Source organism: Sphingorhabdus sp., from assembly GCF_044239665.1.
GTDB lineage: Bacteria > Pseudomonadota > Alphaproteobacteria > Sphingomonadales > Sphingomonadaceae > Sphingorhabdus_B.
Genome location: NZ_JBIIBA010000024.1, coordinates 1 through 12452, shown reverse-complemented (window position 1 = coordinate 12452; position 12452 = coordinate 1). Strand labels below are relative to the sequence as shown.

The 12452-nt window shown below is 57.3% G+C and carries 14 protein-coding genes; 3 read left to right on the top strand and 11 right to left on the bottom strand.

Features of this window, described 5'->3' with window-relative positions; all coding sequences use genetic code 11:
* Positions 1 to 21: 21 nt before the first annotated feature.
* Positions 22 to 879, bottom strand: a complete 858-nt coding sequence (locus tag ACILP3_RS08100) for an ABC transporter permease (protein ID WP_395616149.1) — start codon at positions 877 to 879, stop codon at positions 22 to 24.
* 91 nt (positions 880 to 970) lie between these two features.
* Between ACILP3_RS08100 and ACILP3_RS08095 the strand changes: the two genes are divergently transcribed.
* The 3 genes from ACILP3_RS08095 to parE all read left to right on the top strand — a co-directional run bounded on the left by ACILP3_RS08095 (position 971) and on the right by parE (position 4109).
* Entirely contained in the window at positions 971 to 1645 is a 675-nt protein-coding gene (locus tag ACILP3_RS08095) for a GcrA family cell cycle regulator (protein WP_395616148.1), read from the top strand.
* Positions 1646 to 1664: 19 nt separating this feature from the next.
* On the top strand, positions 1665 to 2048 hold the full coding sequence (locus tag ACILP3_RS08090) for a PaaI family thioesterase (RefSeq protein ID WP_395616147.1): 384 nt from the start codon (positions 1665 to 1667) through the stop codon (positions 2046 to 2048).
* A 72-nt stretch (positions 2049 to 2120) separates the two neighbouring features.
* Positions 2121 to 4109, top strand: coding sequence for a DNA topoisomerase IV subunit B (parE, locus tag ACILP3_RS08085; RefSeq protein ID WP_395616146.1), 1989 nt, complete (start codon positions 2121 to 2123; stop codon positions 4107 to 4109).
* A 200-nt stretch (positions 4110 to 4309) separates the two neighbouring features.
* On the opposite strand, the gene ACILP3_RS08080 is transcribed toward parE, so the two are convergent.
* The 10 genes from ACILP3_RS08080 to ACILP3_RS08035 form a co-directional block, all read right to left on the bottom strand.
* The gene (locus ACILP3_RS08080) at positions 4310 to 5101 is read right to left on the bottom strand and encodes a LysR family transcriptional regulator (RefSeq protein WP_395616145.1); all 792 of its coding nucleotides are present in this window, start codon (positions 5099 to 5101) and stop codon (positions 4310 to 4312) included.
* A gap of 10 nt (positions 5102 to 5111) precedes the next feature.
* Positions 5112 to 5522, bottom strand: a complete 411-nt coding sequence (apaG, locus tag ACILP3_RS08075) for a Co2+/Mg2+ efflux protein ApaG (protein WP_395616144.1) — start codon at positions 5520 to 5522, stop codon at positions 5112 to 5114.
* A complete protein-coding gene (locus ACILP3_RS08070; protein WP_395616143.1) occupies positions 5519 to 6727 on the bottom strand; it encodes a trans-sulfuration enzyme family protein in 1209 nt (402 codons plus the stop codon). The genes apaG and ACILP3_RS08070 overlap by 4 nt, the downstream gene beginning before the upstream one ends.
* Before the next feature lie 27 nt (positions 6728 to 6754).
* Positions 6755 to 7801, bottom strand: coding sequence for a 3-isopropylmalate dehydrogenase (leuB, locus tag ACILP3_RS08065; protein ID WP_395616142.1), 1047 nt, complete (start codon positions 7799 to 7801; stop codon positions 6755 to 6757).
* A gap of 222 nt (positions 7802 to 8023) precedes the next feature.
* Positions 8024 to 8614 carry a DNA repair protein RecO gene (locus ACILP3_RS08060; RefSeq protein ID WP_395616141.1) on the bottom strand — a complete coding sequence of 197 codons (591 nt, stop codon included), beginning with the start codon at positions 8612 to 8614 and terminating at the stop codon, positions 8024 to 8026.
* Positions 8615 to 8651: 37 nt separating this feature from the next.
* Positions 8652 to 8963: a hypothetical protein gene (locus tag ACILP3_RS08055; RefSeq protein WP_395616140.1), complete on the bottom strand. Its 312-nt coding sequence runs from the start codon at positions 8961 to 8963 to the stop codon at positions 8652 to 8654.
* A 70-nt stretch (positions 8964 to 9033) separates the two neighbouring features.
* Entirely contained in the window at positions 9034 to 10977 is a 1944-nt protein-coding gene (gene uvrC, locus ACILP3_RS08050; protein ID WP_395616139.1) for an excinuclease ABC subunit UvrC, read from the bottom strand.
* Positions 10978 to 11130: 153 nt separating this feature from the next.
* Positions 11131 to 11751, bottom strand: a complete 621-nt coding sequence (locus ACILP3_RS08045) for a F0F1 ATP synthase subunit B (RefSeq protein WP_395616138.1) — start codon at positions 11749 to 11751, stop codon at positions 11131 to 11133.
* The gene (locus ACILP3_RS08040) at positions 11744 to 12238 is read right to left on the bottom strand and encodes an ATPase (protein ID WP_395616137.1); all 495 of its coding nucleotides are present in this window, start codon (positions 12236 to 12238) and stop codon (positions 11744 to 11746) included. Before ACILP3_RS08040 ends, ACILP3_RS08045 begins: the two co-directional genes overlap by 8 nt.
* Before the next feature lie 58 nt (positions 12239 to 12296).
* Positions 12297 to 12452, bottom strand: a 156-nt coding sequence (locus tag ACILP3_RS08035) for a F0F1 ATP synthase subunit C (RefSeq protein ID WP_395616171.1), incomplete at its 5' end; no start/stop codon positions are given.

Genomic DNA, 12452 nt, shown 5'->3' with positions numbered 1-12452 from the left:
AATCGATCTTCACGCCGTTGGTTAGGCGCGTAGTTTCCATCCAGAGCGCAACAAGAGATAGCAGATAATCCCCAATACCGCATTGATGCCCACCAACAGCAACGCGCCAAACATCACCGGGCTATCCGCGCTGCCGATAAAACCATAGCGGAAGCCCGAAATCGCGTAGAAAAACGGGTTAGCGTGGCTAATCGCCTGAAACGTAGGTGACAATTTATCAACCGAATAGAAAGTGCCAGACAGCAAAGCGGCTGGCGCAACGATGAAATTGCTGACCGCGGCGGCATGATCGAACTTTTCTGCCCAGATTGATGTCATGACCCCGATCAGCGCAAGCATCATGGCCCCCATCAGCCCAAACCACAAAACTGCCCAGAAATGCACTGGCATAACATGCACGCCGGGCCAAAATGCCATGGCGAGCCAGATAGTTCCGCCCACGAAAAACGCCCGCGTCACCGCCGCCGCCGTGAGCGCGGCCAAAACCTCCGCATTGGAAAGGGGCGGCATTAGATAATCAACAATCGTGCCTTGAATCTTACCCACCAACAGCGAGAAGCTCGAGTTCGCAAAGGCGTTCTGCATCATACCCATGATGATCAGGCCAGGGGCAAGAAAATCGGCGAACGACACGCCCAACACTTTTGGCTTAACCGAGCCCAAGGCGACGGTGAAGATAATCAGATAGAGCAAGGTCGTGATGGCAGGTGCCCACACCGTTTGCATCTGCACCTTGAAAAAGCGGCGCACCTCTTTCATGTACAAGGTTTGCAGGCCAACCCAGTTTACATTGCGAATATAGCGTTCGCCATCGGGCAGTTGCACAAGGGGGTTGGCATCCCTATCTTGGCCAATATTGCTTTTATGGTGGATAGTCATTGCGCAATCGACTATCGGCTTGCAACGATAACCGCAAGGCGCAATCGCGTCATTCGTGCGGCAAATAAAACTCGTTATTGGAATTGCATTTATGTCGTGGACCGACCAGCGGATTGATCAGTTAAGGGCGCTTTGGGACAAAGGCCTGACCGCAAGCCAGATTGCGGATGAACTTGGCGGCGTTAGCCGCAATGCCGTTATTGGCAAGGCGCACCGTTTGGGCCTGAAATCGCGCCCTTCCCCCGTCAAGTCCAACGACACGGATAAAAAAGCTGCGCCGAAAAAAGCTGCACCGGCGCCGGCAAAGGCTCCAGCCGCCGCAGCTGCGCCAGCGCGCCCACGTCCTTCCGCACCGGTCGCTGAGCCAATTGCTCCCGTGCACGCCGATGATGATGCAGCAGAAGCGCCTGTAACGCGCGCATCGACGATGCCGCGTATCGTATCAATCGGACCCGGCGGATTCATGCGTCAGGGGCCTGGCGATCAACAAGCGCCCATCCCGCCTGCCCCGCCACGCCGCCTTGTACCTGCCAAACCCAGCCCGGAAATGGCGGACAAAACGTCGTTGCTCGATTTGAACGAGCGTATTTGCCGCTGGCCGCTTGGCCACCCCGGCGAAGCGGATTTCCATTTCTGCGGTGTACCGGTAAATCCGGGCTTCCCTTATTGCGTCGAACATTGCGGCCGTGCCTATCAGGCGCAGCTTCCACGCGGTGTGCGTCGTCCTCCACCCCCCATGCCATTTGGCGGTCCTCGGGTTCGTTAAGACAGCGGCGAGATAGAGCGTGGATCATCCATTTGCTGATCTCATCGGGTTAACATTAGAACATCAAGGTGACGGCAGCAGCACGCTTATGCTGCCGGTTGATGGTCGACATTTGAACCCGCACGGCGTTGTGCATGGTGCCGTCATCTACGCAATGGCCGATACTGGCATGGGCGCGGCGCTTTATTCGACACTCGATGCCGGATATGCGTGCGCAACGATTGATATCTCAATCACCTATTTCCGGCCAGTCATCGAAGGCCATTTGCTGTGCCAGACCATTTTGGATAACAAAGGCAGGACTGTCGCCCATTTAACCGCCCGCATCACGCAGAATGATAAGTTGATTGCTCAGGCGAGTGGGAATTTTGCGATTATGGCCACGCCCCCGGAAAGACGTTGATCCGGTTTATTTCCACAGCCGAGTATGGTTCGGCTGTTGCGCCGCCGACTCTCCCGCGCCTATAGCATTGATATGACCGATGACCTGTTCGGCGGCAGCGCGGCCGCCACCGCCGCATCCAATGATTATACCGCTTCTGCGATTGAAGTGCTGGAGGGGCTTGAGCCGGTGCGCCGTCGCCCTGGCATGTATATTGGCGGCATCGACGAACGCGCATTACACCATTTGGCCTCCGAAGTACTCGATAACTCGATGGATGAGGCTGTTGCCGGCCATGCCAGCCGGATTGAGGTCCATTTGGGCGTCGGCAACCGTCTGACGATCAGCGACAATGGTCGTGGCATTCCCGTCGACCCGCACCCCAAATTTCCGGACAAGTCTGCGCTTGAGGTAATCCTCACCACCTTGCACTCCGGCGGCAAGTTTACCGACAAGGCGTATGCAACCTCCGGCGGCCTGCATGGCGTGGGTGTGTCGGTGGTCAATGCGCTGTCAACGGACACTTTGGTTGAAGTCGCGCGCAATAAGCAGCTCTACCGCCAGCGTTTTTCGCAAGGCCTGCCGCTTGGCAAGTTGGAGGAATTGGGCCCAACGCCCAACCGGCGCGGGACAACGATTGCTTTTACCCCCGACTTGGAGATTTTCGGCGCAGACGCCAAGTTCAAACCCGCAAGGCTGTTCCGTCTGGCGCGGTCAAAGGCTTATTTGTTCGCTGGCGTCGAAATCCGCTGGCGCTGCGATCCGGAACTGGCCAGCGCAGATGTGCCTGCCGAAGCTGTGTTCCAATTTCCGGGCGGCCTGTCCGACCATTTGCGGGAACAGCTTGGCACCCGTGCCTGCGCTACCACCGAATTTTTCGCCGGGACGCAGGATTTTCCCGATGCGCAAGGCCGCGTCGAATGGGCCATTTCCTGGCCGTTATATTCGGACGGTTCTTATAGCTGGTATTGTAACACAATCCCCACGCCCGACGGCGGCACGCATGAGGCAGGCGTTCGCGCCGCGCTGACCAAGGGCCTGCGCGCCTTTGGCGAATTGATTGGCCAGAAAAAGGCCGCACAGATTTCGGCGGAAGACATTTTCAACGAAGCTGAATTGATGTTGTCGGTGTTCATCCGCAACCCGCAATTCCAAAGCCAGACCAAGGACAGGCTAACCTCTCCTGAGGCCACGCGGCTTGTCGAAAACGCAGTACGCGACCATTTCGACCATTATCTTGCCGACAATATGGAACGCGGCAAGGCATTGATGGGCTTCATCCTTGAAAAGGTCGACGACCGCTTGCGCCGCAAGGCCGAGCGTGAAGTCAAGCGCAAGACGGCTACATCAGGTCGCAAAGTGCGCTTGCCCGGCAAGCTGACCGATTGCGCATCGGACGATCCGAATGGCACCGAATTGTTCATCGTCGAAGGCGACAGCGCCGGCGGCAGCGCGAAGCAAGCGCGCAACCGCAAGACGCAGGCGATACTGCCGATCCGGGGTAAAATTCTTAACGTTGCATCGGCTACCGCTGACAAGATCCGCGCAAACAATGAAATCGCCGACCTGCAACTCGCGTTGGGCTGTGGCACACGCAAGGACTGCAACCCCGATAATCTGCGGTACGAACGCATCATCATCATGACCGATGCCGATGTCGACGGCGCCCATATCGCGACCTTGCTGATGACATTCTTCTTTCAGGAAATGGCAGAGATTGTGAAGGCAGGGCATTTGTTCCTCGCGCGGCCACCGCTCTATCGCCTGACGCATGGCAGCCAGAGCGTCTACGCCGCCGACGACGCCCACCGCGCCGAATTGGAAGCAACGGTGTTCAAAGGCAAAAAGGTCGATGTGGGCCGCTTTAAGGGCTTGGGCGAAATGAACCCAAACCAGTTGAAGGAAACCACAATGGATCCGGCGACCCGCTCGCTTATCCGCATCACGCTTCCGCATGAATATGAACGCCGCGCGGTGGTCAATGACCTTGTCGACCGATTAATGGGCAAAAATCCCGAGCACCGGTTCAACTTCATTCAAGAAAACGCCGCGCAGTTGGATGGGGATACGATCGACGCGTGATGCGGAAGTAAGGGTTTTCCTAAACCCTTGTCGTCCTGAACATCGTTGCCTTGAATATCGTCGTCCTGAACATCCACCCTCGTCACCCTGAACTTGTTTCAGGGTCTATCGTGCAGCCAGGGCCAATCATAAAAGGCGAAATGGACCCTGAAACAAGTTCAGGGTGACGGTCATCTATAACTGAAAGCTAACGTGCGTTGCTAAGCCGTCAAAGCGTCAACCAGGGCCTTTACCTTCTTCTGCCGCCATTGCGGCAAGGGTGCGACCAGCCAATAAGCTTCATCGCTTTCCTTCGCATTGTCGACGGCACGGACTTTGCCGCTGGCAATGTCGGCTTCGGCCAGGATCAACGGGACGGTCGCCCTACCCAAACCAATCGCCGCAGCGTCGATGGCAAGGCCGGCATCGGCGAGCCGAAGCGCAGCGACGCCTTCGGCGATAGGACAATTGGGCCAGCTAATCAGGGTGTCCGCCCCGCCCTCTGGCGCGGCGACGGTGACATAGGCGCCCGCCGCAAGCCGAATACCCTCATGCTCCCCCGGCCCAGTGGTCAGCCGGATAGCGAGATCCAGATTAGCCTCAGTAAAGTCGATATTCTCATCCGCGGCAACCAACGTAAAGCGCGTGTCGGGGTTTGCCTTGCTAAAGCTTGCCAGCCGCGCAGCGAGCCATTTGGCGGTAAAATCGCGCGGCGCGGCAATGGTCAGCGCATTGGACGACTGCCCCGCCTGCATTGCGCGAACCGATTCTTCAAACTGGAGAAAGCCTGCGCGCAGGGCATCAAGGCCGTTCGCGGCTTCGTCGGTGAGTTCAAGGCCCTTGGGTGTCCGGCGGAACAGCACGACGCCTAACATATCCTCCAAAGCGCGGATTTGCTGGCCTACTGCAGCGGGCGTCACGGCCAGTTCGTCGGCGGCCTTCGTAAAGCTTAAATGCCGGGCCGCGGCGTCAAGGACACGCAGACCGTTTAAAGGCAAATGCGTACGCTTCATGCGCGTAAGCTCATCGCGCCGTGGCCGGTGCCACCAGCGTGAAACGCGGGATTTCAGCCAGAAAGGTCGTGCCATCTTCACGCACAAAGCGATATTGGCCTTCCATTGTGCCGCTTGGCGTCGGCAAGGGGCAGCCGGAAACATAATCATGGCTCTCACCGGGACGCAAAAGCGGCTGTTCGCCTACCACGCCGTCGCCATCCACATGGTTGATCGTGCCGCGACCATCGGTAATCCGCCAATGCCGCGTCATTAATTGCACGGTTTCATCACCCACATTTTCGATGCGGATATGGTAGGACCAGAACCATCGTCCTTGGGTGGGCGCGGATTGTTCCACCAAAAAATTTGGCGAAACGCGGACGGTAATGCCATCGGTGGTCGCGCTAACCGCGAAGAAGGAATCCAAAATACTCGTCATAAACCAGCGGCCTTGAGTGCCTGATCCAAATCTTCGATCAAATCAGCAGGGTCCTCCAAACCGACATTGATGCGGATCAAACCTTCACCGACACCCATTGCCTCGCGGGCTTCGGGGCCCATGCCGTGATGCGTAGAGGATGCTGGGTGGCACATTAAGCTGCGCGCATCACCAATATTGTTGGAAATGTCGATCAGCTGCAGTCCATTGAGCAAGGCATGCGCTTGTTTACGGCCACCATCGACCGAAAAGGCGAATATTGGTCCGCACGCCTTCATCTGCTGCATCGCAAGCGCGTGTTGCGGGTGGCTTTCAAGGCCAGGGTGCATGATATGCGGCACGCGGCCTTCCAAGAATTTTCCGACCGTGAGCGCATTTTCCGACTGGCGCATGGCGCGCAGTTCTAACGTCTCAAGCCCCTTATGCACCACCCATGCGTTGAAGGGCGACAAATTAGGACCCGTGTTGCGCTGAAACGGCAACAAAACCTCATCAATCCATTGTTGCGAACCGCAGACGGCGCCTGCCAATACGCGGCCCTGCCCGTCCATCAACTTTGTCGCGCTGTACGCCACAACGTCGGCGCCATAATCCATCGGCCGTTGCAGCACGCTGGTGGCAAAGGCGTTGTCGACCACAGTCGTAATGCCATGCTCTTTCGCCAGACCGCAGACATAGGCCATGTCAACAATGTCCATTGTCGGATTTGCGGGCGTTTCAAAGAAGAAAACCTTAGTATTCGGCTGAATCGCCGCCTTCCAGGCATCATTGTCGCGGCTATCGATCGTTGTTGTGGTGATGCCCCATTTGGGCAGCAGATTGTCCGTGAGCCAGCGGCACGAGCCAAAGGCGGCGCGCGCGGCAACGACATGATCGCCCATTTGCAACTGGCACAATAACGCCGTGGTCATCGCCGCCATGCCTGTGGCTTGGGCGCGGCATGCTTCGGCCCCTTCCATCAACGCGATGCGTTCTTCAAGCATCTGCACGGTCGGGTTTTGTAACCGCGAATAGGTCATGCCATCCTGTTCACCGGCAAAGCGCGCAGCAACGGTCTCGGCATCGTCATAGGTGAAGCCCGACGACAGGAATAACGCCTCCGACGTTTCGCCATGCTCGCTGCGCCAAGTGCCGCCACGCACCGCTTGTGTAGCGGGACGCCAATGCCGAGTGATTTCGCGATTCTGGCCTGTTGTTTTCTTCATAAATTCGCTTTTCGGGGAGAGCGGGGTTCAGGTCAAGGCGGCAAGCACCGCATCACCCATTTCACGGGTCGAATGTGTGCCGCCGAGGTCCGCCGAGCGTGCGCCGCCAGATAGTGCTTTCGCAACGGCTGCTTCAATACGGTCGGCCTGTTCTGGCAAGCCCAGCGAGTAACGCAGCATCATTGCCGCCGACAATATCGTGGCAAGCGGGTTGGCTTTGCCCTGCCCCGCGATATCGGGCGCGCTGCCGTGGATGGGCTCATATAGGCCCTTCTGGGCGGCATCCAGCGACGCGCTGGGCAACATGCCAATCGAACCAGCGCACATGCTGGCCTGATCCGACAATATGTCGCCGAACAAATTGCCCGTCACGATCACGTCAAACTGGCCGGGGTTGCGCACCAATTGCATCGCGCAATTGTCGACATACATGTGGCTTAATGTGACTTCGGGATATTCGGCATGGGTTTCGATGACGACATCGCGCCACAATTGCGACGTTTCAAGCACATTGGCCTTGTCTACCGAGCATAATTTCTTGTCCCGTGCCATCGCGGTTTCGAAACCGACACGGGCAATGCGGCGGACCTCATCCTCATTATAAGACATGACGTCATAGCCTTCGCGCTTGCCATTGGCAGTTTTGCGCATACCCTTTTCGCCAAAATAGACATCGCCATTGAGTTCGCGGACGATGACCATGTCGATTTGTGACGCCACCTCTGGGCGAAGCGCGCTGGCATCGGCCAATTCGGGAAACAGCGTCGCGGGACGCAGATTGGCGAACAAGGATAGCTCCTTGCGCAGACCCAATATCGCCTGTTCCGGGCGCAAATGCCGTTCAAGCGCGTCGCAATCCGGATCACCCACCGCACCAAATAATAGCGCATCCGCGCGCTTGGCGAGCGCCAACGTGTCCGCCGGTAAGGGATGTCCGGTCGCCTTATAGGCTGCACCGCCAACCAGAGCCTCTTCAAAGGTCAGGCCGTCGATGGCGAGCGCATCCAAAACGCGGCGCGCTTGCGTGATGACTTCGGGGCCAATTCCGTCCCCGGGTAACAAAGCAACTAACATTGGACTTCACCTTCGATTTTTCCGTCACCCTGAACTTGTTTCAGGGTCTTAGCTTCGATCTGCCTGAAAGTAAGATGCTGAAACAAGATCAGCATGACGATACTGAAATGTCAGCTTGTCCCCTGCCAACAGCAACGCAGTTATGCAACTATGTTCGCGTTAAACACTCCGTCGCCCCAACGCAGGCGGGGGCGAAGGTTTTGTATGATATTGCAACAGCCATCACACCGCCGCCCGTTTCAAACGCTCCACGAGCCGTTCGCGGGCAGCCATAACATCGGCGCGGCGGTCGCCCAAGACATGCGCGACGAGCCGCTTGCGGGTCTGCGCCATCATGGCGACGGGCGCGCTGTCATTGTCCTGTTCTTCGGCATAGCCAAGTTCAGCCAGCAGCAATGTTTCATATTGCGCCACCGCCCCGGCCCACACCCGCGCCGCAGGGGCAAGTTCAATCGCGGATAGCAAACCATCCGCTGCGCTATGGATACGGGGATAGGCGATGCCCTCCGCCAAAGTCGCAGCAGTCAGCGCCGTGACCCAGTCAATAGCGGCAATCGCCAAGGGTTCGCTCAACAAATGTGCGCGGCTGTGCACAGGCTCAGGCGTCAGGCGCGCCAATTGTCCGGCGATACGCGTGCGCCATTCGCCCTTAATCACATTGCCGGGGATGAGGACGGGCCGCAATTGTCGACCGCGCGCGCCTGCAACATAGCCTGCCAGCATGCCGAACTCCGCGGTAAAGCCGCGCACAATAGCGCCTGTTTCACCGTGGTTGCGGACCGCGCAGATGATGGCAGATGCCGAAATGTCCATGTGCCCTCATGCCAAGACTGCGGCGTCAGGGGAAGCTCTATCCTGCGTCTGTGCTAACCATGAACAAGGTCACACCGGCATATTTTTCGGCGGCAGGTTCGAACGCAGCGTCAATTTCAAACGACTGGTCTGTGAGTTTCAGATCGTTGAGCCCCGATAAATGGAAAGCGCCAAGCTTCTTATCTCGGCGGATCACGCCATGTTTTTCCAATATCACAGCATCGGTGAACAGGGCACTGTGCTTGGAATATAAAACATGCGGTGCCAGCTTCATCGGCACATTATTATACACCAAAGTGACACATTTTTTGAGCGCGATAGCTTCCAGCAGCAGTTGATTGATCGTCATACGTTGTCTCTATCGCACCCGCTTCGTCATGCAATCAAAATAGCGGTGCAACATTCCTCTGCGGCCGGCATCAGCCGTTGCTGTGATAAAAATCATAGACCGTTTGTGCGACGGCGGCAGATACGCCGGGGGCCTTTTGCAAATCCTCAAGGCTGGCATTGCGCACGGCGCGGGCGGTGCCGAAATGCATCAATAGTGCCTTTTTGCGCGATGGGCCAATACCCGGAACTTCGTCAAGCGGGCTGACGGTAATCGCCTTGCTGCGTTTCGCGCGGTGCGCACCAATGGCAAAGCGGTGCGCCTCGTCACGCAGCCTTTGCAAATAAAACATGACAGGTGCGTTGACGGGCAAGGTAAATTCACGGCCATCGGGGAAGTGAAAGGTTTCACGGCCCGCATGGCGGTCGGGGCCTTTGGACACGCCGATAAAGGCGACATCCTCCACACCCAATTCGCGCACAATTTGCATGACGGCGCTCATTTGCCCTTTGCCACCGTCGATTAAGACAAGGTCCGGCCAGTTTTCATCGCGTTCCTGTTCGCCTTCTTCAGCCATCAGCCGACCAAATCGCCGCGCCATGACTTCGCGCATCATGGCAAAGTCATCACCGGGCGCAGTGTCCGGGTTTTTGATGTTGAACTTGCGATATTGGCCCTTGATGAAGCCTTCCGGCCCCGCCACGATCATCGCGCCCAGCGCGTTGGTCCCCTGAATATGGCTGTTGTCATAGACTTCGATCCGACGCGGCGGCTCGGGCAATTCAAACAAGTCAGCCACCTCTTGCAGCAATTTACCCTGCGTGGTGCTCTCCGCCAGCCTGCGGTCCAGCGCTTCTTCTGCGTTACGCGTCGCTTGTTTAACCAAGCGCACACGGTCGCCGCGTTGCGGCACGCTGATTTCGATTTTGCGTTCGGCGCGTTCGGACAGAGCTTGCGCCAACAAGTCGCTCTCGGTCAATTGCCGATCAAGGAAAATGGATTTTGCAGGAGGTACATCCTCATAAAATTGCGCGAGGAAGCTGGTGAACACTTCGTCCTCGCTCATTTCGGCCACATGCGCAGGGAAGAAAGACCGATGCCCCCAATTTTGCCCGCCGCGAATGAAAAACGCTTGGATGCCCATCACCCCATTGCGATGCGCCAGTGCAAAAATATCGGCGTCGCCCACGCCTTCTGCGTTAATCGCTTGCGACCCTTGAATGAAGGTCAGCGCCCGAAGCCGGTCGCGGACCATGGCGGCGCGCTCGAAATCAAGCGCGTCAGCCGCCGACTCCATCTCCTTGGCCAGTTTCGCCTGCACAGCGGAGGATTTGCCGTCGAGGAAGGATTTGGCATCCGCGACAAGACTGTCATAGGACGCGTCGTCAATCCGCCCGACACAAGGTGCAGAGCAACGCTTGATTTGATACAGCAAACAAGGCCGATCACGATTGTTAAAGAAGCTGTCGGTGCAGCTTCGTAGCAAAAATAGCTTTTGCAGCGCGTTCAATGTTTGGTTGACGGAGCCAGCGCTGGCAAATGGGCCGTAATATTGTCCCTTATGCCGCCGCGCACCGCGATGTTTTTGAATACGCGGAAATTTATGGTCGGCGCGCAACAGGATGAAGGGAAAGCTTTTGTCGTCACGCAGCAGCACATTGTAAGCGGGGCGGTAACGCTTGATCAGCTGCGCCTCCAGCAACAGCGCCTCGGCCTCGCTATTGGTGGTGACGATGGTCATGGATCGCGTCAACGCGACCATCCGGCGCAAGCGGTTGGCTAGCCGGTCAATCTGCACATAATTGCCGACGCGATTCTTTAAGGCGCGCGCCTTACCGACATACAGCACATCGCCCTTCGCATCGTGCATGCGGTAGACGCCGGGTTTGAGCGGAAGAGTCTTCAGGACATTGCGGATCGCGGCGATGCCGGTATCGAAATCTGGTGTATCCGCACCGCGCACCGCAAAAGTAGCCTTTTCCTCGCTAAAGCGGGAGGCTGCATTGGGTTGGTCGGGGCGGTCAGCTTTCGACATGTTGCCTGCCATGTAGGCGGAGCCAACGGCAGACTCAATGTCATTCCGGTGGGGTTAACGATAACTATATGTATCGTCATTCCAGCAGATGCGGAGTCCGTTGCGTGCCCACCGTCATTCCCGTCACCGCGGGAATGACGAAGTTTTGATAGCTTAGCTCAGCGACGCAATCGATTGGTCGATCAAGGCCGCATCCGACTTTGCATCATGATGCGCAGCAATAAGTTGCGCGGCAGCCGCAGCAGCAGCCGTGGCAGCAGTCTTGCGGACATCGGCAATCGCAGCGCGTTCGGCGGCGGCAATCTTATCTTCGGCGGCTTGCGCACGACGGCCAATCAACGCGGTAGCGTCAGACTTAGCGCGCGATATGATCAACTTAGCTTCTTCTTCCGCCGCAGCCTTCATCGCTTCGGCATCAATCGCAGCTTGCTTGGCCTTGGCTTCATATTCGGCCTTGATGGCCTCAGCTTCGGCACGCAAAGCGGTTGCTTGATCCAATTGTGCGCGAATGCCTGCAATCTGACCGTCCAACGCGCCTGCAATCATCGCAGGGACTTTCTTCCAGATCGCCAACGCAATAACGGCGAGCATCGCCAATGCGACCAGCATAGAGGCGTCAAAGCCCAGCGCCGACGGCGTTACATGTTCTTCCGCACCAGAATGTGCTTCGGTTGTGGCATGTGTTTCTGCCACTGGCGTGGCAATCGCGGCTGCTTCTGTTGCAGGCGCGGTTGCTGTTGTGGCCGCTTCAGTTGCTACTGTTGGATTAGCCATGCGACATTACCGCCTTCACTGCTTTTGCCGCTTGCGCAGATGTCACCTTGGCACCGGAAACCTTGGCAACGATGTCAGCTGCGGCTTCTGCGGCCATGGCTTCAATGCCGGATAAGGCTTTGGCGGTTGCCTTGGCCAATTCGGCGTCAGCAGCGGCGATCTTTGCGCTGATTTCTGCGTCAGCCTTCGCCAGACGCGCATCGGCGTCCTTAGCGGCTTTCGCCTTGGCAGCGGTGGACTTGGCTTGTGCCGCAGTCCGCGCTGCTGTCAAATCAGCAGCCCCGCTGTCGCCCAGATTATTGGCCTCTGCCCGTGCATGCTCGGCAGCAGCAAGGTCGTCCGCAATCTTGCGATCACGCGCGTCCATCGTTGCTTCTACTTTTGGCAGCATGATCCGGCCGACCGTAAAATAGATCAAGCCAAAGACAATCAACAGCCAAAAGAACTGCGATGCATAGGTTGCAAGGATCTGACTAATCTGGGGCATATTATCCGTACGTCCTTATGAAAGAATGCCCCGGCGCAGTGCCGGGGCGAACCGTCAGTTAGGCAACGAAGATCAGGATCATCGCGATAACGAACGCGAGCAGACCAAGAAGTTCGACGGCGGCGAAGCCGATGAACAGACGGCCCTGTTGGCTGTCGGCTGCTGCAGGGTTACGCAATGCGCCCTGAAGGAACGAGCTAAAAACGTTACCAAC